The sequence below is a fragment of the Achromobacter marplatensis genome (genome assembly GCF_002209535.1).
Taxonomy (GTDB): domain Bacteria; phylum Pseudomonadota; class Gammaproteobacteria; order Burkholderiales; family Burkholderiaceae_B; genus Achromobacter; species Achromobacter marplatensis.
The window spans coordinates 146954-168177 of sequence record NZ_NJIG01000003.1; the positions used below are offsets into that span (position 1 = coordinate 146954).

Below are 21224 nucleotides of genomic sequence, written 5' to 3' on the forward strand. Positions count from 1 at the left end.
CTGGCAAAAAAAGTATGAATCCGGCAAGCATTCTCTCGGTTGAAGCCATTCTGGTGGATCTGCCCACCATCCGCGCCCATCAACTGGCCATGGCGGTCATGCAGCGGCAAACGCTCGTGATCGTGCGCCTGACGTGCAGCGACGGCATCGAAGGCATCGGCGAAGCCACCACCATTGGCGGCCTGTCTTACGGCGAAGAAAGCCCCGAGGGCATCAAGCTGGCCATCGATACCTATCTGGCCCCGGCTTTGGCCGGCCTGGACGCCACCAACATCCACGCGGCCATGCAGCGCCTGGAAAAAGTGGCCCGCGGCAACCGCTTCGCCAAGTCCGCGCTGGAAACCGCGCTGTTGGACGCCCAGGGCAAGCGGCTGAACGTGCCGGTGTCGACTTTATTGGGCGGCGCCGTGCGCACCCGCATGCCGGTGCTGTGGACCCTGGCCAGCGGCGACACCGCCCGCGATATCGAGGAAGCCGAGTCGCTGCTGCAAAGCCGCCGCCACAACACGTTCAAGCTGAAAGTGGGCCGCCGCGCCGTGTCGGAAGACGTGGCGCACGTGTCGCGCATCAAGCAGGCGCTGGGCGACCGCGCCCGTGTGACGGTGGACGTGAACCAGGCCTGGAACGAGGCCGATGCCGCCGGCGCCATCGCGCGTCTGGAAGCGGCCGGCGTGGACCTGATCGAACAGCCCATTCCGCGTGCCAACCTGGCGGGCATGGCCCGCCTGGCCGCCCGCTTCGTCGTGCCGATCATGGCGGACGAAGCCGTGAATGGCCCCGAAGACGCGCTGAACATCGCGCGCCAAGGCGCGGCCGACGTGCTGGCGCTGAAGATCGCCAAGTCGGGGGGCCTGTATGAGATGCTGCGCACCGCCGCGGTGGGCGATGCCGCCGGCATGTCGCTGTATGGCGGCACGATGCTGGAAGGCTCGGTGGGGTCGATCGCGTCGGCGCACGGCTTTGCCTGCCTGCCGCGCCTGTCCTGGGGCACCGAGCTATTCGGCCCGCTGCTGCTGAAGGACGACATCGTCGCCAACCCACCGCGCTATGCCGATTTTGAACTGGAACTACCCGCCGGCCCCGGCCTGGGGCTGACGCTGGACGAAGACAAACTGAATTTCTACCGGCGGGACCGCTGACGGCCCGCAGGGACGCAAACCACGACACCCGGCCGCGCCCGCCTTGAAGGGCGCACCCACAATAATTCAAGCATCACGGAGACAACCATGCGCATGCGCCATGTATTCAAACCCTTTGCCCGCGCCATGCTGGCCCTGTCGCTCTTGGGCGGCGCATCCGCCGCACTGGCCGACAGCTACCCTGACCGCCCGGTCAAATGGGTCGTGCCCTTCCCGCCCGGAGGCGCCATGGATAGCATCGCCCGCACGCTGGGCGAATCCATGGGCAAGCAGCTGAACACGTCCTTCATCGTCGAGAACCGCGCTGGCGCGGGCGGCAATATCGGCGCGGCTACCGTCGCACGCGCCAAACCCGACGGCTACACGATCCTGATCGTGGCCAACGGCATGGCCGTCAACCCCGCGCTGTACGCCGACTTGAACTACGACCCCATCAAGGACTTCACGCCGATCTCGCTGCTGGCCGTGGTGCCCAACGTGCTGGTCACCAATCCGTCCCGCACCAGCGCGACCAGCGTGCAGGACGTGATCGCCAAGGCCAAAGCCCAGCCACACCACTACACCTACGCCTCGGCCGGCGTGGGTACATCGATCCACCTGGCGGGCGAACTCTTCGTATCAATGACGGGCGTCGACATGCTGCACGTGCCCTACAAGGGCAGCGGCCCGGCCGTGGCCGACCTGCTGGGCGGCCAGGTGGACTACATGTTCGACAGCATCACATCGGCCAAGCCGCATGTGGCCAGCGGCAAGCTGCGCGCGCTGGCCGTCACCACCACCAAACGCTCCGCCGCCCTGCCTGACGTGCCGACCCTGCAGGAAGCCGGCGTGCCGGGCTATGAGTTGATGCCCTGGTTCGCGGCGTTCGCCCCCGCTGGCACGCCGCCGGAAGTGGTTGCCAAGCTGAACGAAGCCATGCGCAATGCGCTGGCTGAACCGAAGGTGAAGGCAACGCTGGATTCGATCGGCGCCGAGTCGATCGGAAGCAGCCCGGACGCGCTGCGCGACCATCTGGCCAAAGAAACCCAACAGTGGAAGACCTTGGTCAAGGAACGCAACATCAAGATCAACTGAGGCACCGAGGCGGGCAAGTCCGCCCCGACCCCTCAGGCCGGCGCAAGCGTTGCCGACGCATCCAGCAGATGATCGACAATGGCCAGTATCTGTTCGGCCGCTTGCCCGATGTGCCGCTCGAGCGCGGCCTCGGCCTTGTCCGCCTGGCCTTGGCGGCTTAGCGCGATCAATTCCTTGTGCTCGTCGTGGGCCTGCTGGCGGATGGGCGCATTGACGATCTGGAAGCGGAAGTAGCGTTCGGATTTCTCGTGCAGCGCGCGGACCATGCCTAGCGCCGCCGGCCGTTGCGCGGAACGGTACAGCAGTTCGTGCAGCTGCCAGTTCAGGCGCCCCCACTGCTCGGGCGCCGCTGAATCCATCTGCGTCACCACTTGCTCGGCGCGGTCCAGATCGCCGTCGTCATGCTGATGCACGGCCAGGCGGAACAACCAGGGCTCCAGCCGCATGCGGATATCGAAAAATTCCTGGACTTCCGTGCGCGACAGCATCGATACATAGGCCCCGCGGTGCGGAATCATGTCGATCAGCCCTTCGGCGCTGAGCTGGCGGATGGCCTCGCGCACCGGCAGCCGGCTCACGCCCAGCTCTTCCGCGAACAGCTCCTGGCGCAGCGCCGAACCGGGCGGGATGAGGCCGGAGAGGATGCGGTCGCGCAATTCATCCACCACCAGATCGACGGCGGTCTTGCGGACAAGCCGGCCGGCGGGTCCAGTCTGGGGACGGGGCGAAGAAACGGAAAGCGGCGAATTCTGAGACACGTAAAACCTGCCTGGTTGGGCCGCCCGACAGACGCCGAGCGGCATGGAAATACCGGCACCGGGCCCGTTGTGCCCAGGAAAACCCCGAGAGACAGCCGGTACCCGCAGCCCTTTTAATACGAGTATATTGGATCCATGATCCAGTTGGTACCGCCCGTCCCCGGACGTGGCGGTTCGAGGCCAGTCGCCTCGTTTTTTGGCCTTTTCTTTTTGGATCCAATATCCAATAACCAATATCCGCCTGAACATCAGCAGGCGGCCACGTACCAGGAGCCGCAGCATGAGCATTCAATGGAAAGGCGTTTTTCCCGCCGTCACCACCAAACTGAACCCCGATTTCTCGTTGGATCTGGACGCGTTGCGCCAAGGCCTGGAGCGGCTGATCGCCAATGGCGTGGGCGGGGTCGTGATGATGGGCATGGTGGGTGAGAACGCCCAGTTGTTGCCGGACGAGAAACTGACGGTCTTGCGTACGGCCGTGGAAACCGTGCGCGGACGCGTGCCGGTCATCTCGGGCGTGGCCGAAACCGGCACGGCGCGTGCCGCGGCGTTTGCCCAGGAAGCCGCGAAGATCGGCGTGAATGGCTTGATGGTGTTCCCCGGCCTGACCTACAAGTCGGACAACCGCGAAACAGTCGCCTTCTACCGCACGGTGGCAGAGGCCACTGCCCTGCCCATCCTGCTGTACAACAACCCGCGCGGCTACGGCGTCGACCTGACGCCGGACGTGGTGGCCGAATTGCTGGAAGCGCCGACCATCGTCGCCATCAAGGAAGAGTCCTACGACACGACCCGCGTAACCGATCTGATCACCCGTTTCGGTGATCGCCTGGCGGTAGTGTGCGGGGTGGACGACCTGATTCTGGAAAGCGCTGCGCTGGGCGTGACCGCCTGGGTGTCGGGCATGGCCAACGCCGTTCCCAAGGCCTCGGTCGATTTGCTGCGCCTGGCGGCCGAGGGCGATTTTGTCCGCGCCCGCAAGCTGTACGCGGCGCTGACCCCGCTGTTCCACCTGGATACGGTGGTCAAGCTGGTGCAGCACATCAAGCTGGCCGAGCACCTGATCACCGGCAGCGCCGAAACCGTCAAGCCGCCGCGCCTGGACCTGGCCGGCGCCGAACGCGAACGCACCATCGCCATCACCAAACAGACGCTTGCGGACCTGTCCGCCCTGGGTTACTGATCACTGATTCCGGAACCGCCACCATGCGACTCATCCGCCTGCCCGCGCTGGTCATCAGCGCCCTGATTGCCCAGTCTGCCGCCCACGCCGCCGACTATCCAACCCGCTCCATGGAACTGGTGGTCGCCTACCAGCCTGGCGGCGGTAGCGACAACACCGCCCGCGCCATCGCCGAAGCGGTGCGCCCCCCGCTGCTGGCGCAGCCCACGGTGGTGATCAACAAGCCCGGCGCAAGCGGCTCCATCGGCTGGGCGTACGTGGCCAACGCGCAGCCCGACGGCTACAAGCTGGTCCTGATGACCCCGGAAATGCTGGTGGTTCCGCTGATGGGCATCGGCAAAACGACGGTCAACGACTTCCAGCCGATCGCGCGCTTCACCGACGACCCGTCTTCGGTGACGGTGCGCGCCGATGCACCGTGGAAGACGGTGGAAGAGTTCCTGGAATACGCGAAGAAGAATCCGGAGCGGGTGGCGGTGTCCAACGCCGGGATCGGCACCGTGCCGCACATGGCGGCCGCCGCGCTGGGCGAACAGACCGGCGTGAAGTTCGTGCACGTGCCCTATCAAGGGTCGGCGCCCGCCATCATGGGCCTGCTGTCGGGCGACGTGCAGGCCACCACGGTCGCCTACGCCGAATTGCAGCAGCACGTCGACACCGGCAAGCTGCGCACGCTTGCCGTGATGGCGCCGCAGCGGCTGGAAAACCTGCCCGCCGTGCCCACTATGAAGGAACGCGGCGCCGACCTGCAATTCAGCGTATGGCGCGGCATTGGCCTGTCCAAGTCCGCCCCGGCGGACGCGGTGGCGAAATGGCGCGCCGCCGCCAGCCAGGTGGCGCAATCCAAGGAGTTCCAGACGCTCATGCGCAAGCAGAACCTGACGCCGTCCTATGCCGACCAGCCGCAGTTCGCCGCCGATGTGGCGCGCCAGGAGCAGGCCTTCAATACGCTGGTGCCCAAGCTGAACCTGAAACCGTAAGTCCAGCCGGGCCCCAAGCGCGTCACTCCACCGTTGCGCCGGACGTCTTCACGACTTCGGCCCAACGGGGTATCTCGGTGGCCATCAAGGCGCGCAACTCGTCCGGCGTGCTGCCCACGAGCTCCATGCCCATGGTCTTGCCCAGCTTCTCCTGCACGTCGGGCTCCTTCAGGATGACCGCGATTTCCTGCGCCAGCTTGTCCAGGATCGGCTTGGGCGTGCCCTTGGGTGCGTAGACGGCCTGCCAGGACGCCATCTGGAAGCCCGGCACGCCGGCCTCCTGCATGGTCGGCACTTCGGGCGCCAGCGAAATGCGGTCCTTGGTGGTGACGGCCAACAGCTTGAGCTTGCCCGTCTGCAGCAGCGGCAAGGCGGCCGTCATCTGATCGAACATGAACGTCACGGCGCCAGACGACACGTCCACCATCGCTGGCGGCGTGCCCTTGTACGGCACGTGCGTCAGCGGCACGCCGATCATGCTGGAAAAGAGCTCACCCGCCAGGTGCGTCGAGGTGCCCGCGCCCGAGGACGCAAACGTGCGCTTGTTCGGGTCGCGCTTGAGCAAGGCGATCAGGTCGGCGACCGAGTTCACGCCCAGGTTGGGATCGACCAGCAGCACGTTGGGCAGGTAGGCAATCAGCGACACCGGCTCAAAGTCCTTCACCGGGTCGTATTTCAGGTTCTTGTACAGGCTGGCATTGATGGCGTGCGTGCTGATGGTGCCGCCGAACAGCGTGTAGCCGTCGGGCGGCGCCTTGGCCACATAGGTCGCGCCGATGCCGCCGGCCGCGCCAGGCTTGTTTTCGACGATGACGTTCTGGTGCAGGCGGTCGCCCAGCTTCTGGGCCAGCACACGCCCCACCACGTCGGTCGAACCGCCGACCGTGAACGGCACCACATAGGAAATCGGCTTCTGGGCGGGCCAGTCGGCGGCGCTGGCCGACATGGCAAGCGTGCTTAGGACGGCGCCAGCCAGCAGCGCGCCCAACGCGCTGCGTCGTTGAGGTTTCATGTTGTCTCCTGCCTTGATTTATAGGTATGGTTCGCCGGCCGGGACGGCCGGCGGCAAGGCTCAGCGGCCCTGTTCTTTGCGCCAGGCGGCGAATTTGTCTTTGGTGCCCGGGTCGGTGGGCGGATACAGGCCCAGGATCGACGCTCCTTCTCGCACCTGGCTGGTCACGAAGTCTTCGAACGCGGTCATCTCCACGGCCTCGATCGAGATCTCGTCGGCCAGGTGCGCGGGGATCACCACGACGCCCTCGCGGTCGCCCACCACGATATCGCCAGGCCACACCGCCACGTCGCCGCAGCCGATGGGCGCGTTGATGTCCAGCGCCTGGTGCAGCGTCAGGTTGGTGGGCGCCGAGGGCCGCTGGTGATAGGCGGCAAAACCCAGTTCAGCGATTTCGGGCGAATCGCGAAAACCGCCATCGGTGACCACTCCCGCCACGCCGCGCTTCATCAAACGCGTGACCAGGATGGAACCCGCGGACGCGGCACGCGCGTCCTTGCGGCTGTCCATGACCAGCACAGCGCCTTCCGGGCAGGTCTCGACGGCGACGCGCTGCGGGTGCGAGCGGTCTTCGAACACCTTGATGGTGTTCAGGTCTTCACGCGCGGGGATGTAGCGCAGGGTGAACGCCGGGCCGACCATATTGGGCAGATTGGCGTTCAGCGGGCGCACGTCCTGGATGAACTGGTTGCGCAGGCCGCGCTTGAACAGGGCCGTGCACAGCGTGGCCGTGCTGATGCCGGCCAGGCGGGCGCGGGTTTCGGGATTCATTTGGGACACGATGACTCCGGGGTCGATAGACGATGAATAAGGGGGCACGCGGCGGGCACAGCCCGCCTGGCGTCTTCAGAAGATTTCGGGTTCCGGCACGGGCGCGCCGAATTCGGTTTCCAGGAAGTCGAAATCGCAACCGTCGTTGGCTTGCAGGATGTGCTTCGAATACATCCAGCCGTAGCCGCGTTCATAGCGCTTGGGCGGCGGCGTCCAGGCGGCGCGGCGCGCGGCCAGTTCTTCGTCGCTGATGTTCAGGTGAATGCTGCGGGCGGGCACGTCCACCGTGATCGTGTCGCCCGTCTTGACCAGCGCCAGCGGGCCGCCGATGTAGGCTTCAGGCGCCGCATGCAGGATGCAGGCGCCGTAGCTCGTGCCGCTCATGCGCGCGTCGGACAGGCGCAGCATATCGCGCACGCCCTGCTTCACCAGCTTGGTCGGAATTGGCAGCATGCCCCACTCCGGCATGCCGGGGCCGCCTTGCGGGCCGGCGTTGCGCAGGATCATGATGTGCTCGGGCGTGACGTCCAGGTTCTCGTCATCCACCGCGGCCTTCATGCTGGGGTAGTCGTCGAACACCAGCGCCGGGCCGGTGTGCTGCAGGAACTGCGGCGCGCAGGCGCTGGGCTTGATCACGCAGCCGTCGGGCGCGATATTGCCGCGCAGCACGGCCAGCGCGCCTTCGTCGTAGATGGCCGTGTCCAGCTTGCGGATCACGTCGTCGTTGTAGACCTCGGCGCCGGCGATGTTCTCGCCCAGCGATTTACCCGTAACGGTCATGGCCGACAGGTCCAGGTGGTCGTGCAGGCGCGACATCAGCGCAGGCAAGCCGCCCGCGTAATAGAAGTCTTCCATCAGGTAGGTGTCGCCGCTGGGCCGGATGTTGGCGATGACCGGGACCTTGCGGCTGGCGGCGTCGAAATCGTCCAGGCTGACCGCATGGCCGGCCCGGCGCGACATGGCGACCAGATGCACGATGGCGTTGGTGGAACAGCCCATCGCCATGGCGACGTTGATGGCGTTCTTGAACGATGCCAGGCTCAGGATGCGTTTGGGCGTCAGGTCGTCCCAGACCATGTCGACCACGCGGCGGCCGCATTCTGCAGACATGCGCATGTGGTTGACGTCCGCCGCCGGAATCGACGAGGCGCCCGGCAGGGTCATGCCGATGGCTTCGGCGATGGCCGTCATCGTGCTGGCCGTGCCCATCGTCATGCAGGTGCCGTAACTGCGGGCTATGCCCCCTTCCACTTCGGTCCATTGTTCTTGCGTGATCTTGCCCGCGCGGCGCTCGTCCCACAGCTTCCAGGCATCCGAACCCGACCCCAGGATCTTGCCCTTCCAGTTGCCGCGCAGCATCGGGCCCGCCGGCACGTACACGCAAGGCAGCCCGGCGCTGATGGCGCCCATGATGAGCCCCGGCGTCGTCTTGTCGCACCCGCCCATCAGCACGGCGCCGTCGACCGGGTGGCTGCGCAGCAGCTCTTCGGTTTCCATGGCCAGGAAGTTGCGGTACAGCATGGTCGTCGGCTTGACGAAGGATTCCGACACCGAGATCGCCGGCAATTCCACCGGGAAACCGCCCGCCTGGAACACACCGCGCTTGACGTCTTCGACGCGCTGCTTGAAATGGCTGTGACAGGGATTCAGGTCCGACCACGTATTGATGATGGCGATGATGGGCCGGCCGACCCAGTCGTCCGGGGCATAGCCCATTTGCATCATGCGGGAACGGTGGCCGAACGAACGCAGGTCATCCTTGGCCATCCAGGCGGCGCTGCGCAGACTTTCGTAGGTACGTTTCATAGGGGAATGAGAGTGAGGCGTGGTGGGCATGGGATCATTTAAACACTAATACATTAGTGCGTCAGCTAGGTAAAAACCCGCTACACTGCGGGCTTCGACCACCGTACTCCCGACACGCCTTCGGATGCAAAGCCAAAAGCTCAGACTGGACCGGTCGCGCCACGCCGCACCCCAGGTCTTTGAACACTTACGCGAACAAATCGTGTCGCTGGAACTCGCCCCGGGCACCGCGTTATCGCGCGTCACACTGGCCGAAACCTACGGCCTGAGCCAGACGCCCATCCGCGACGCCCTCATGCGCCTGGCCGAGGAAGCGCTGGTAGAGATCTATCCGCAGCACACCACCGTCGTCAGCCGCATCGATATCCCCGCCGCCCGGCAGGCCCATTTCCTGCGCCAATCGCTGGAACTGGAGATCGTGCACCTGTTGGCGCAACGGGCCGACCCGGTGCTGCACAAGCGCCTGCAAGCCAGCATCGACCTGCAACGCGTCAGCCATGCGAATGGCGAATACCAGCAGTTCATCGACGCCGACCAGGCCTTCCATCGCGACATGCATGCGGCTGCCGGCGTGACCAGCCTTTGGGAACTGGAGCAACGCTACAGCGGCCACCTGGACCGCCTGCGCCGACTGCATCTGCCCGAGGCCGGCAAGGCCGAACGCATCATGGACGACCACCAGCGCCTTCTGGACGCCATCGTGGCGCAGGAGCCTGGGCGGGCGCAGCAAGTGCTGCGGGAACACCTGTCCGGCACGCTCAGCCAGGTCGCAGAGATCTGCAAGCGCTATCCGGAATACGTGCTGGCGGAGTGATGCCTCGCGGCGCGGGTTACCGCGTCCCGTCGTCGGCCGATTTCTTGAATGCCGCGGTCAGCGCTTCGGACGTGTACGCCACCAGGATGGACGCCCCCTGCTCCTTCATTTCCCTGCCGAGTTCATCCCACACGCGCGTCAGCTTGGGCACGACCGAAGACGACTTCCCCTCGCGCCGCAACGAATTCAATTCGTCCGCGCTGAAGAATTTTGAATATGAGGCGGCAAGCGTCTCGTTCCACCTGGGCTGATATTTGGGCAGCGCCCCCGCCAGTTCCGTTTCGACGTAACGGTCGGCCTTGCTTTGCCCCAGATTCGATACCATCCCGCGATACGTGACGGTATTGGAGATGGTTTTCCGGGCCATCATCGGCAGGTTTCTGCCGACCTGCTGTTCCTCGACAAACCTCAGGGCCGCCGCGTAGGCTGATTCGTCTGCAGCGGAGGCTGGCGTTGACCAAAACAGGCCGGACGCGAGTGTCAACAAGGCGGCCGCCGTTGCCCGGCGAAGCGGGCGAGAAAACGTGTCGTCAATCTTAGCGAACAAGCATTCCATGGCATCACCCGAGGTAATGTGAAGTGAGTGTCTATTGCCTTGAATTCCAACGAGAAAAAACGTCCTGCCCGCTCAATCCAGCGGATACCGCCGGATCACCGTCTTCCCATCCCGCTCCGCCAGCGACATTAAGGCTTCGCCCGACGCGTCCATGCCCAACAAGCCCGTTTCCACGTCCTGCGGAACCTGGAACGGACGCCAGGTCTTGCCCTGGTCTCGCGTCGTGAAATAGGTTTTGGTGTATTCGTTGAATGAAAACAAATGGTCCGCGTAGGTCTTGATCACCCAGGCCTTGTGGCCGAACCAGGCATCGCCGATCCAGCTAGGTTTGCCCTGCACCGTGGGCGACGCCGAACGCTCGTTCCAGACGCGTTCGGCCTGATCCAGTTCGTAGATGGCGTTGCCCGAGGTCTCGAACACGGCTTCCCCTCGGGTATAGCGCGCATCGGGTGCCGGCACGGGGACCGGTGGCACGTGCGACGTGATGCGGAACGCGGGTGAGGCGCCGTCCTGGAACTCCACTTCGAACCGCCGGGTTTCCAGCACTTCATTCTTTTCCGACGCATTCAGGCTGATTCGCGTGCGCCAGCTCCAGCCTACGGCGCGTCTCTCGTCCAGGGGGTACAGCGACCAGTCATAGGCCAATTGGCCGCCGTCCTTGCCGGCTTTTTCCTGGAAGGCGCGGTCGAAGGCTTGCGCGTCGGGCCAGACCTGCTCGTCCAGCAAGGTGGCCGACCAGCGCCTGGCGCCGTCTTCGCTGACCAAGAGGCGCTGGCCGGCGTCGTGCCGCTCCAGGGCGATGACGCGATCCTGGGTCCGGAATACGGTGAACTGCAGCGGTGGCCCCAGCGTCACGTCCGGGTCGTAGGTCCAGGTCTTGCCCAAGTCATCAGAACGCAGCGTTTCCCAGGCGGCTGGGGGCTCACCCCCGGTCGGTGCGGCGGCGCTGCGCGGCGTGCCGGTGATCAGGTACAGCGTGCGGCCTTGGGGCGAACCGATCAGGCTGACGCCTGTGTCGCCGCTGATCGAACCCAGCAGTTCAAACACGCCCGTGCCCTGCCCGCCATAGATCAGATTGCGCGTGTCGGCCAGCTGCCACGGATTCTGAGGGCGCGTGTTCAGGGCAGGCACCAGCGTATCCAGCAGCGGCGCCTTTTCCAGTGCGGCCATCTCTTTGCCCGAGACCAGCCGTTGGCCAATCAGCAATTGGCGTTCGCCGAACCGTTGCAGGGACACCCGGGAAGACAAAGCAAATGGCGGGCCGTTGAGTTCGCCGATCACCTCGCTGCGCGCAAGCGGCTTGCCCAGGGGCACCAGTTGATAGATGCCATAGCCGATGATCCCCGCGACCGCGATCGCGGCGCCGCTGGCAAGCAGTCTAAGGTTCATGGCTGCAAAGCATCCTGATGCGTGGGCGCCCGCCATCTGGCCGGCGACTTTTAGGAAATTGACGAAACTATAGCGTGTCGCACATCGTTCTCTATACTGGCGTGACATACTCTCACGCCGCACCCGGCTGCACACGGAAACCCGACATGATCGCAAGGCACGCACGCTTCGCCCTGGCCCTGGCTATGCTGGGGACGGCCGGTTGGATGCAAACGGCAACTGCCGCGCCGCCCGACGTCTGCCAGGCCGTGACCGTGCGTGAAGGGGACCCGATTCCGCCCGATGCCTGCGCCGTCAATATCGTGCCTCGGAACCTGGACGTGTCGAACATCATCTTCGGCGACGGCCCGGCATGGACGCCACTGGATCCGCAGGCGATGCCCGGCGTCTTCTACGACACGGCGTCGATTGCGCCGATGACCGACCGGCCCGTCGTGATGGCGGTGACGGTCGCGTGGTTCTATGCGCAGCCGCGCGTGTCGGAGACGACCGGCCAGTCGTATGGTTCGGTGTCTCAGCCCGTTTTGCTGAACTGCAGCGCCAACACCTATACGGTCACTGAGACCCGGCATTATGCCGGCAACAATGCCACGGGCGCGCTGGTGGAATCGATTCCGGTGGCGGGGATCCACAATGCGCCGGTGGCGCGCGACCCCGTCCAGCGCAAACTGCGCGCGATGGTCTGCCCGCCCCCGGGCAAGACCGTGCGCAAGTAGGCTTGACGCCCTATCCGCGCCAATAGCGGTACAGCGTCCGCGCCGCCGCATCCAACAGGAAGCCCAGCACCCCGATCATCAGCACCATGGCCATCAGCTCGGAATAGGCCAGCCGATCACGCGTGTCCAGGATGAAATATCCCATTCCCGCAGACACGCCCAGCATTTCGCAAGGCACCAGCACGATCCACAGGATGCCGATGGCCAGGCGCACGCCGGTCAGGATATGGCCCAGCACGCCGGGCAGGATCACACTGCGCAAGGTCTCCCAGCGCGTGGCGGCCACGCTTTGGGCCAGTTGCAGCCAACGGGGATCCAGCTGCTGCACGCCGGCCGCAGTGTTCAGCACGATGGGCCAGACCGCCGCGAAGGTCAGCAGGAAATAGACGGGGTCGTCGCCCACGCCGAACACCATCACCGCAATCGGCATCCAGGACAGCGGCGAGATCATGCGCAGGAACTGCATGGCGGGCGACACCGCGGCCTCCAGCCGCCGCCAACTGCCGATCGCAAGCCCCAGCGGCACGCCGATCAACAGCGCAAAGCCCAGTCCCACGGCGATGCGCCGCAGGCTGACCAGGATATGCATGGGCAAGTCCGATGCGGTCAGCAGTTCGGCGAGGCTGACGAACGTGGCACCGGGCGAAAAGCGCCGCGCCATGCCGCCTGCGGGCGAGAAGACGTCAGTGCCTAGCCACCACAGCGCCAGCAAGGCTGCCAAGCCGGCCAGCCCCAGCGCGCACCGCCCGCCCAGGCCCAGGCCGGCGTTTCCGGCACGACTGGCCGGTTTGGCGGAAGATCCGGCTGGAGCAACGGCGGCGTGCCCTTGCGAGGCAGCGACGGACTCGCGAGCCGTCACGCCTGCACCATTTCGGTCCGCGTATAGGCGTCCGGGAAGCCGAAGCGGTTCAACCCGCCCACGGATTCGATCGCGCGTTTGACGTAACGGTCGTCGACCAGTTCACGCGCGGCGCGTGCCGGATCCAGGTCGGCCAGGAAACCCCGATCGGCCTCGATCAGCGTGTCGCGCAGGCGGCGCACCAGTTCCTCGGTATAGCTGGGAAACGGATAGGGTTGGAAGTCGATGCGCCGTTCGTCCCAGTCGGCGTGGCGGATGGCGCCAGTGCCCAGGTACCCCTCGCGGTCGGACGCGGGCGGCGCCAGCACCTTGGTCAGCGCCGGCAGGCCGTGCGGCGTGTAGCGGTTGATGCCTTCCTTGGACAGCAGCTGGGCGGTTTCGGCGCGGTTGTCGCGTATCCACAGTTGCGCCTGCACGATGGCGTCCACCACCTTTTGCGACCACTCTGGGCGTTGCTCCAGGTCGCGCTCGTGCATGAAGACCACGCAGCACGCATGGTTGCGCCAGACGTCACCGGTAAAGCGCAGCACCTTGCCCACGCCCAGGGTCTCAGCGACCGCGTTGAAGGGTTCGGCCACGATGTAGCCGGCGATGCGGTTCTGCGCCAGCGCGGGCGGCATGTCGGCCGGCGCCATCACGATCAGGTTGACTTCGTTTGCGCCGACCGATCCGTCTTTCCGCGCCACGGGCGTCAGGCCGTTCTCGCGCAGCAGATACTGCAGCATGACGTTGTGGATGGAGTACCAGAACGGGATGGCGACCGTCTTGCCGCCCAGTTCCTTGACGTTGTTGATGGCCGGCGCCACCGTCAGGCCCGATCCGCCCACGTGGTTCCAGGCCACGACCTTGGCCGGGACCTTGCTGCCGAAGCGCGCCCAGACCGTCATCGGCGACAGCAGGTGCACCACGTTCACCTGGCCCGAGATGAAGGCCTCGATCACCTGCGCCCAGCTGCGCAGCAGCGTGGGCTTTTCCGCCTTGACGCCGGCCTTGTCGAACAGGCCGTTGTTATGCGCCACCAGCAGCGGCGCGGCGTCGGTGATGGGCAAGTAGCCGATGCGCACTGGCGCGTCGGGCTCGCTTTGCGCGCGGGCGTTGAACGCCGACAGCAATGAGGTTGCGCCGCCTGCCGTCAGCAGGGCCGAGAGTTTCAACCAGTCGCGACGCGACATGTGTTCCAGGCACATCAATGAGCTCCTAGCAAGGGGTCAAACGTCAGTTCAAACTTGCACGGCATCGCCGCGCACGGCCCGCAGCGCAGCACGCAAGCGGGTCAGGATTTCCAGGCGCAGCGCGCCCATTTCGGGCAACAGGTCGGCGCGCGGGTGCGGCAGATCGACCTGCCATACGCCCAGGATGCGGCCGGGCGCGCCGCCCAGCAGCACGATCCGGTCGGCAAGCACCAGCGCTTCGTCGATATCGTGCGTGATCAGGACGGCGGCGGTGTGGAAGTCGGCCACCACCTTGCGCAGCAGCGCCTGCATCTCGCCGCGCGTCACTTCGTCCAGCGCGCCGAAGGGTTCGTCCAGCAGCAGCACCGACGGCTGGCGAGCCAGGCATCGCGCCAACGCGGTGCGCTGCGCCATGCCGCCGGACAACTGCGCCGGGCGCAGGTGCCGGGCATGCGACAGGCCAACTTCGTCGATGGCTTGGTCCACCCGCGTCCGGCGCTGGCTGTCCGTCAGCGCGGGTTGATGCTTGAAATCCAGGCCGAAGGCGACATTGCGTTCCAGAGACAGCCAAGGCAACAGGCTGGGATCCTGGAACGCCACGGCCACGCGGGGATGCACGCCCGTCAAGGGCGAGCCTTCCATCAACAGCGACCCAGCGGTCGCGGCCTGCAACCCGGCCAGCACGCGCAGCAGGCTGGACTTGCCCGCCCCGCTGGCGCCCAGCACGGCCACCACTTCGCCGCGTGCCAGATCCAGGTCCACGTCATGAAACACCGGACCCGCCGCGCCGGGATAGCGCAACGCCAAGCCGCGCGCCTGCAATACCGGCGACGCGCCGCCCGTCATGCGGCGGCCTCGGCAGCGAGTTTGGCCTGGCGTTTGGCCAGCTCGGTCTTCAACTGGACCAGACTCGGCGTGACGATCGGCAGGAACGCGGCTTCGCGCCAGCGCCGGGCGAAACCGGCGCCGGCAGGCTTCAGATACGCCGCGCCGCCGCTGGCCTGCAATTCCAGCTGCACGGCTTGATGGGCCGCTTCCGCCAGCGCGATGCGGATTTCGAACAAGGCCCAGGGTTCGGCCACGAAGCGTTCGCTACGCACGCCGGCGATCAAGCTGGCGCTAAGCGCTTCGACCTGCGCGTGCAGGGCTTGCAGCGGCTCGCCCAGGATGCCGCGCGATGCCTGGCCTTGGCCAGTTTGCGTGGCGGCCTGCAGGGCGCGGCGCGCCAGTCCGATGGACAGGCCGCATTGCAGCCCGGCGAACGCCGGCCGGGCGCGCGGCAAATACTGCCGGGCATCCGGATGGATCAACCATTCCGGGCCGATACGCACGCCCTGCACTGCCAGCGCCGCCGTGTTGCTGGATTGCAGGGCCAGCAAGGACAGGTCGGGGCTGCGGGCGAGGCCGGCGATGTCGTGCGGCAGCGCCACCACGGCAGGCGTGCCATCCGGCGCGGTGACGGCGGCGGCCACTAAAAAGCCTTGCAGGCGCAAGTTGGTCACCCAAGGCATGCGGCCATCCAGCACCCATTGGCCATCGGCTTGCCGGGCGCCGATCTGCAGGGACTCGATGCCCGACAGGAATTTCATGGCGTTGGACAGCGCGGTGGCGCCGGCGTGTTCGCCAGCCAGCAGCGGCGTCATCCAGGCGTTGGCCAAAGCCGTATTCGGGCTGCGCAGCAAGTATTCGATGAAGACGCGCTGGCTCCAGGCCACGAAGGCGCTGGCGACCGACCGCTCGGCCACTTGGGACACGGCCTCGATTGCGTCGCCGATGTCGGTGCCCGGCAAACCGCCCTGATCCGCCGGCACGCCGATTCGGAAGAGGCCCGCGTCGGCCAGCCGGGGCAGCACCGTGGCGGCGTCCAGGCTGCCGTCGTCCAGGGCATCGGCATGCTGGTCCAGCCATGCCGCCAAGTCCGGGGGCAAACTCCAGCCCGAGGCGGGGACTGCGCTAAGCGGTTGCCCCGCCATCACGCGCCGCTCCAGGCGTAGTCACGCAATTGGTCGTTCAGCGGCGTCTGGGCCAGGTTGTTGCCGAAGTTGCAGATGGTGGCCAGCCCGACGCCCACAATCACTTCCAGCGCGTTGCCGTCCGTGTAGCCGGCTTCACGCAGGGCCTGCAGGGCCTCGTCGCTGACACGGCCGCGCGTCTGGATCACGGCTTCGGTGAAGGCCGCCAACGCCTGCAGGCGTTCATCGGGCACCACGCCCTGGGCGCGCAGCGCGTCCACGACTTCGGGCGACAGCCGCGCCTTGTTGCGGGCCAGCGCCGTATGGCCGGCCACGCAGAACGTGCAGCCATGGCGGGTGCCCGCCACCAGTTGAACCACTTCGCGTTCCTGCAAGGTGAGGCCGGCGCGCGCATTGATCTGCGACAGCGTCTGGTAGGCCTCCAGCGCGACGGGTGCGTTGGCCAGCACCCCCAGCAGATTGGACAGGTATCCCGAAGCCTGTTCCGCGGCAGCCAGCGCGGCGCGCGTGGGTTCGGGGGCGCTTTGCGCGGTATGGACGGGCAGACGGGCCATGAAGATCTCCTGGAGTATCGTGGAAAAGCATATTGTGCGGGTGCCCGGCGGCAAGCGACAATGCACGAAGATCGCAACTTGATGCTAGATCTTATCGACTTTCAGCTATGCGCTTATAACCGGATTCGATCTTCCATCATCCTCCCAAACTGCGACGGCGTTCTGACCGGATCAGTTTGACGCCCCTACCCGGCCCTCTACTTTGCCTTTCACACCCGACCATACCGACCAAGCCGCCGTCGACGCCCTGTTGCTGTCCAGCCTGGAAGTCCAATCCAGCTTGTATCACCTGGGGCAATACTGCGGCAATTGGTCCGCCAGCACCAGCGGGCGGGCGCGCGCCAGTTTCCATCTGATCCTGCACGGCCGCTGCCGAGTCGACTTGGGCGAAGGGCAAGATGCGCTGACGCTGGCTGCGGGCGACGGCATCTTCTTCCTGCGCGACATCCCGCATGCCTTGACGCCGCTGGATCCGCCCGCCTCCGCCAGTGCCTTGTGCACGGCCATGGAGCCGCTGCTGCCGCGCCAGGCCGACAGCACGGGACTGGCCTGCGGGTTTTTCCAGTTCCGCCCCGGGTTGGCCGACCTGCTGGCCGATACGCTGCCCGACTACCTGGTGCTGCGCGCCGACGACGAACGCTTCCGCACGGCGCGCGGTGTTTTCGAATTGATCCTGGGGGAAACGGCGCGCGAACCGGGTGCGTCGCCCGTAGTGCTTGAACGGCTGACGGACCTGCTGATCTTCTTCATGCTGCGCCATCTGGCCATCCACGACCGGCAGGCCTATGGCCTGTTCGTGCTGGCGCGGGACCCGGCGATGGCGGGCCTGCTTCAGGCCATCCTGGAAGATCCTGCCGCCACGTGGAGCATGCAGGACATGGCGGACCGCCTGCATATGTCCAAGGCGACGTTCCATCGGCGCTTCACCCTGCAAAGCGGCACGACACCCGCGCAGCTGCTGCAACGATTGCGCATGCGCGTTGCGCGCCGCCACCTGAGCCAGGGCATGGGCATCCAGGACGCGGCCGAACGCGTGGGGTATCAATCCCAAGCCGCGTTCAGCCGCGTGTTCCAGCGTACGGAGGGGGTAGCGCCTTCGGCGTGGCGCAAGCGCGGCCCTGTCGTGGGCTAGGACCCGCCGGCGTTTTAGCCCAGCTTTAGCCCAAGCCCAGCAGCAGTTCCGCCAGCACGCCGGGATGCGTGATGTGCGCCTCGTGCGGGGCGGCGATGTCCACCCACTTCCAACCCTGCTGCGACTTCACCAGCTTGCGCGATTCTTCCAGCACCGCCAGTTCAGGCTGCGTGCAATGGATATAGGTGCGCGGACGCCCGTTGCCGATGGGATTCTTCAACGTCAGCGGCGTGGTGTAGCTGGCCAGCGGATGCGCGGTCAGGCGGCGCTTGACCCATTCGTAGTCCGCGCTGCCCGGGGTGAAGCCCCAGGCCGCGGGAATCGGATCCGGGATCGGCACGGCCAGGCCGCCCGTGGCCTTCGAGGCTGCGGCGATGCGCGCGTCGGCATCCGCCTTCGGGTAGACCGAAAACGCATTCTGGCCGCTTTGCAGCACGATGGCGTCGAAGTACACCAGGTGCGCCAGGCGCTCGGGAATGCGGTCGGCCACGCCGGTGATGGGAATGCCGCCGAAGCTGTGGCCCACCAGGATCACCTCATTCAACTCTTCCGTTTCGATGACCTGCACCAGGTCTTCGACGAAGGTATCGATGGTGATGCCCTTGTTCAGCAGGTGGGCGCGGTCGCCCATGCCGGTATAGCTGGGCGCGTAGACGCGGTGGCCGGCCGCCTGCAGGCGATCCGCTACCGGGCGCCAGCACCAGCCGCCGTGCCAGGAACCATGCGCGAGCACATAGGTCTTGGCCTTCTTGGCCGGCGCGGCGGCAAGCGCCGCCGACCCCGCCGCCAGGGCGGGCAGCCCGGCGGCCAGTTTCAACAGGGTTCTGCGGGGAATCATCGTCATTGCATTACACCTGCGCCAGCGCCTGTTCCAGGTCGGCGATCAGGTCATCGATGTGTTCGATGCCGATAGACAGGCGGACCGTCTCTTCCCGCACGCCGGCCTTTTGCAGCTCTTCGGGATTCAGCTGGCGGTGCGTGGTGGAGGCGGGGTGCGTGGCCAGCGACTTGGAGTCACCGATGTTGACCAGACGCGTGAACAGCTGCAGGGCATCCTGGAAGCGCGCACCGGCGTCGCGGCCGCCCTTCACGCCAAACGTGAACAGGCCCGGGACCTTGCCGCCCAGATACTTCTTCGCCAACGCGTGGTCGGGGTGATCCGGCAGGCCGGCGTAGTTCACCCATTCCACCTTCGGATGCTCGCGCAGGAAGTTGGCGACCTTGACGGCGTTCTCGACGATGCGGTCCACCCGCAGCGCCAGCGTTTCAATGCCTTGCAGGATCTGGAACGAGTTGAACGGCGAGATCGCCGCGCCCGTGTTGCGCAGCGGCACGACACGCGCACGGCCGATGTAGGCAGCGGCGCCGAAGGCTTCGGTGTAGACCACGCCGTGGTAGCTGACGTCGGGTTCGTTCAGGCGCTTGAAGCGCGCCTTGTGTTCGGCCCACGGGAACTTGCCGGAGTCGATGATGGCGCCGCCCAGGCTGGTGCCGTGGCCGCCCAGGTACTTGGTCAACGACTGCACCACGATGTCCGCGCCGTGCTCGATCGGGCGCAGGAGGTACGGCGACGGTACGGTGTTGTCTACGATCAGCGGCAGGCCGTGGCGGTGGGCCACGTCGGCCAGCGCGGCGATGTCGGTGATGTTGCCCAGTGGGTTGCCGACCGATTCCGCGAAGATGGCCTTGGTGCGGTCATCGATCTGCGCTTCAAAAGCGGCCAGATCGCTGGGGTTGGCAAAGCGCGTGGTGATGCCGTACTGCGGCAGCGTGTGCGCGAACAGGTTGTAGGTGCCGCCGTACAGCGTGCTGGACGAGACGATGTTGTCGCCCGCTTCGGCAATGGTCAGGATGGCGTAAGTGACCGCGGCCTGGCCCGAGGCCAGCGCCAGCGCGGCGATGCCGCCTTCCAGCGCCGCCACGCGCTGTTCCAGCACGTCGGTCGTGGGGTTCATGATGCGGGTATAGATGTTGCCCGGCACCTTCAGGTCGAACAGGTCGGCGCCATGCTGCGTATCGTCGAACGCGTAGGCAACCGTCTGATAGATGGGCACGGCAACGGCGCGCGTCGTCGGATCGGGGCGGTAGCCGCCATGCACGGCAACGGTTTCCAGGCGCCAGTTGGGCTTCTTCGGTTCAGTCATGTGTCTCTCCAGGAGATGCGTTATTGATGATTCAGATCAGACGGCAAGCGCGCGCGCGGCGCGCAAGATGCGTTCAACGTCTGCATGATTGTTATAGGCGCCGACGGACAAGCGCACGTAACCATACTCCACTACGCTGGCCACCACGCCCGCTTGGCTCAAATGGGCCAAGGCGGCGGCGGGATCGGCCACGCGCAATGCCGTGGTGGTGCTGCGCAGCGCGGCGTCGGGCGGCGACACCACGTGCGCGCCCAATGCGCGCAAGCCCTCGCTGAGCGCTTGCGACAGTTCCAGGACCCAGGGTTCGATGCGCTCGGGTTGCGCGCCTTCGATCAGGTCCAAAGCGCCGGCCCAGCCGGCGATGCCGGGATAGTTGAGGTTGCCGGTTTCCAGCCGCCGGGCATCGCCCGCATCGGACACGCCCACCTGCCATTGCAGGCCGGTCTTGTCCAGCGTGGTCACGCCCGACGGGCCGATGTACAGCGGATCCAGCGCGTCCAGCAGCTTGGGCGACACATGCAGCAGCCCCACACCCAGCGGGCCCAGCAAGCCCTTGTGCGCACCGCAAGCGAAGGCGTCCACACGCCATTCATCGACGTGGGCGCGCAACAAGCCCGCGCCCTGGATGCCGTCGACCACCAGCCATATGCCGCGTTCCGCGCAGCGGCGGCCCAGTTCGGCGATGTCGGTGCGCAAGCCCGTGCCGTACTGCACCCAAGACACCGCAATCAGGCGGGTGCGGGCGTCCACGTGCTGCCACAGATCATCGACCGTGTAGCGGTGCGATTGAGCTTGCGCCACCCGCACCTGCACGCCGCGGCGACGCAGGTTCAGCCAGGGCAAGGCGTTGGTGGGATGTTCCTGGTCGTCCACGATCAGGTTGTCGCCGTCCTGCCAGGCCAGGCCTTGCGCAACGGTGTTCAAGCCTTCGGTGGTGTTCTTGGTGAAGGCCAGCCGGCGCGCCTCTCCGCCGATCAGGCGGGCCAGGCGCACACGCAGCGCATCGGCATCGCGCAGCCATTGCGGCTTGTCGCTGCGGGCGTGCGTGATGCCATCGAAGAAGGCCGCGACGGCGTCCGCCACCTTGGGCGACAGCGGGCTGGTGTAGGCGATGTTGGCGTAGGCCTTGTCACGCGTGATGGGAAACAACTGCCTGAATTCGTCCTGCCAGCTCATGCGCGACCTTCCGTGT

General features: G+C 66.1%; 21 protein-coding genes. 7 read left to right on the forward strand and 14 right to left on the reverse strand.

All coding sequences use genetic code 11. The features are described from left to right. Window positions 1-14 precede the first annotated feature (14 nt). Together CEY09_RS07685 and CEY09_RS07690 are read left to right on the forward strand one after the other, a co-directional pair. The gene (locus CEY09_RS07685; RefSeq protein ID WP_088588183.1) at window positions 15-1139 is read left to right on the forward strand and encodes a muconate/chloromuconate family cycloisomerase; all 1125 of its coding nucleotides are present in this window, start codon (window positions 15-17) and stop codon (window positions 1137-1139) included. 87 nt (window positions 1140-1226) lie between these two features. Further along, window positions 1227-2213, forward strand: coding sequence for a Bug family tripartite tricarboxylate transporter substrate binding protein (locus CEY09_RS07690; protein WP_088588184.1), 987 nt, complete (start codon window positions 1227-1229; stop codon window positions 2211-2213). A gap of 32 nt (window positions 2214-2245) precedes the next feature. Here CEY09_RS07690 and CEY09_RS07695 read toward each other — a convergent pair whose 3' ends face one another. After that, window positions 2246-2971: a GntR family transcriptional regulator gene (locus CEY09_RS07695; protein ID WP_088588185.1), complete on the reverse strand. Its 726-nt coding sequence runs from the start codon at window positions 2969-2971 to the stop codon at window positions 2246-2248. 280 nt (window positions 2972-3251) lie between these two features. On the opposite strand from CEY09_RS07695, the gene CEY09_RS07700 reads away from it, so the two are divergent. After that, window positions 3252-4154 carry a dihydrodipicolinate synthase family protein gene (locus tag CEY09_RS07700; RefSeq protein ID WP_088588186.1) on the forward strand — a complete coding sequence of 301 codons (903 nt, stop codon included), beginning with the start codon at window positions 3252-3254 and terminating at the stop codon, window positions 4152-4154. Between the two features lie 23 nt (window positions 4155-4177). Next, on the forward strand, window positions 4178-5134 hold the full coding sequence (locus CEY09_RS07705) for a Bug family tripartite tricarboxylate transporter substrate binding protein (protein ID WP_088588187.1): 957 nt from the start codon (window positions 4178-4180) through the stop codon (window positions 5132-5134). A 22-nt stretch (window positions 5135-5156) separates the two neighbouring features. Here CEY09_RS07705 and CEY09_RS07710 read toward each other — a convergent pair whose 3' ends face one another. The 3 genes from CEY09_RS07710 to araD all read right to left on the reverse strand — a co-directional run bounded on the left by CEY09_RS07710 (window position 5157) and on the right by araD (window position 8723). Further along, on the reverse strand, window positions 5157-6146 hold the full coding sequence (locus CEY09_RS07710) for a Bug family tripartite tricarboxylate transporter substrate binding protein (RefSeq protein ID WP_006223209.1): 990 nt from the start codon (window positions 6144-6146) through the stop codon (window positions 5157-5159). A gap of 60 nt (window positions 6147-6206) precedes the next feature. Beyond that, on the reverse strand, window positions 6207-6917 hold the full coding sequence (locus tag CEY09_RS07715) for a ribonuclease activity regulator RraA (protein WP_006223210.1): 711 nt from the start codon (window positions 6915-6917) through the stop codon (window positions 6207-6209). A 75-nt stretch (window positions 6918-6992) separates the two neighbouring features. After that, window positions 6993-8723 (reverse strand): L-arabinonate dehydratase, encoded by a 1731-nt coding sequence (araD, locus tag CEY09_RS07720; protein WP_088588188.1) that lies wholly within the window; start codon window positions 8721-8723, stop codon window positions 6993-6995. A 124-nt stretch (window positions 8724-8847) separates the two neighbouring features. Here araD and CEY09_RS07725 point away from each other — a divergent pair, with 124 nt between their 5' ends. After that, a complete protein-coding gene (locus tag CEY09_RS07725) occupies window positions 8848-9537 on the forward strand; it encodes a GntR family transcriptional regulator (protein WP_088588189.1) in 690 nt (229 codons plus the stop codon). Window positions 9538-9553: 16 nt separating this feature from the next. Here the strand turns inward: CEY09_RS07725 and CEY09_RS07730 are convergent, their stop codons facing one another. Both CEY09_RS07730 and CEY09_RS07735 read right to left on the reverse strand, forming a co-directional pair. Continuing rightward, entirely contained in the window at window positions 9554-10084 is a 531-nt protein-coding gene (locus CEY09_RS07730; RefSeq protein WP_143219545.1) for a hypothetical protein, read from the reverse strand. Between the two features lie 81 nt (window positions 10085-10165). After that, window positions 10166-11482 (reverse strand): hypothetical protein, encoded by a 1317-nt coding sequence (locus CEY09_RS07735; RefSeq protein WP_088588191.1) that lies wholly within the window; start codon window positions 11480-11482, stop codon window positions 10166-10168. A gap of 146 nt (window positions 11483-11628) precedes the next feature. Here CEY09_RS07735 and CEY09_RS07740 point away from each other — a divergent pair, with 146 nt between their 5' ends. Further along, window positions 11629-12198: a surface-adhesin E family protein gene (locus tag CEY09_RS07740; RefSeq protein WP_088588192.1), complete on the forward strand. Its 570-nt coding sequence runs from the start codon at window positions 11629-11631 to the stop codon at window positions 12196-12198. 10 nt (window positions 12199-12208) lie between these two features. Here CEY09_RS07740 and CEY09_RS07745 read toward each other — a convergent pair whose 3' ends face one another. Genes CEY09_RS07745 through CEY09_RS07765 form a run of 5 tightly spaced genes read right to left on the reverse strand, consistent with a single transcriptional unit; the run spans window position 12209 to window position 16756 of the window. Continuing rightward, window positions 12209-13057: an ABC transporter permease gene (locus CEY09_RS07745; protein ID WP_208625055.1), complete on the reverse strand. Its 849-nt coding sequence runs from the start codon at window positions 13055-13057 to the stop codon at window positions 12209-12211. After that, a complete protein-coding gene (locus CEY09_RS07750; RefSeq protein WP_088588193.1) occupies window positions 13054-14244 on the reverse strand; it encodes an ABC transporter substrate-binding protein in 1191 nt (396 codons plus the stop codon). The genes CEY09_RS07745 and CEY09_RS07750 overlap by 4 nt, the downstream gene beginning before the upstream one ends. Before the next feature lie 33 nt (window positions 14245-14277). Further along, on the reverse strand, window positions 14278-15075 hold the full coding sequence (locus CEY09_RS07755) for an ABC transporter ATP-binding protein (protein ID WP_088588194.1): 798 nt from the start codon (window positions 15073-15075) through the stop codon (window positions 14278-14280). Beyond that, on the reverse strand, window positions 15072-16202 hold the full coding sequence (locus tag CEY09_RS07760) for an acyl-CoA dehydrogenase family protein (RefSeq protein WP_088588195.1): 1131 nt from the start codon (window positions 16200-16202) through the stop codon (window positions 15072-15074). Before CEY09_RS07760 ends, CEY09_RS07755 begins: the two co-directional genes overlap by 4 nt. After that, entirely contained in the window at window positions 16202-16756 is a 555-nt protein-coding gene (locus tag CEY09_RS07765) for a carboxymuconolactone decarboxylase family protein (protein ID WP_088588196.1), read from the reverse strand. The genes CEY09_RS07760 and CEY09_RS07765 overlap by 1 nt, the downstream gene beginning before the upstream one ends. Before the next feature lie 202 nt (window positions 16757-16958). Between CEY09_RS07765 and CEY09_RS07770 the strand changes: the two genes are divergently transcribed. After that, the gene (locus CEY09_RS07770; RefSeq protein WP_088588197.1) at window positions 16959-17888 is read left to right on the forward strand and encodes an AraC family transcriptional regulator; all 930 of its coding nucleotides are present in this window, start codon (window positions 16959-16961) and stop codon (window positions 17886-17888) included. Window positions 17889-17913: 25 nt separating this feature from the next. Here the strand turns inward: CEY09_RS07770 and CEY09_RS07775 are convergent, their stop codons facing one another. The 3 genes from CEY09_RS07775 to CEY09_RS07785 are packed head-to-tail and all read right to left on the reverse strand — an operon-like array spanning window position 17914 to window position 21208. Further along, the gene (locus CEY09_RS07775; RefSeq protein WP_234818250.1) at window positions 17914-18732 is read right to left on the reverse strand and encodes an alpha/beta fold hydrolase; all 819 of its coding nucleotides are present in this window, start codon (window positions 18730-18732) and stop codon (window positions 17914-17916) included. 4 nt (window positions 18733-18736) lie between these two features. Beyond that, on the reverse strand, window positions 18737-20032 hold the full coding sequence (locus CEY09_RS07780; protein ID WP_006223226.1) for an O-acetylhomoserine aminocarboxypropyltransferase/cysteine synthase family protein: 1296 nt from the start codon (window positions 20030-20032) through the stop codon (window positions 18737-18739). 36 nt (window positions 20033-20068) lie between these two features. After that, window positions 20069-21208, reverse strand: a complete 1140-nt coding sequence (locus tag CEY09_RS07785) for an aminotransferase class V-fold PLP-dependent enzyme (RefSeq protein ID WP_088588198.1) — start codon at window positions 21206-21208, stop codon at window positions 20069-20071. Window positions 21209-21224 lie beyond the last annotated feature (16 nt).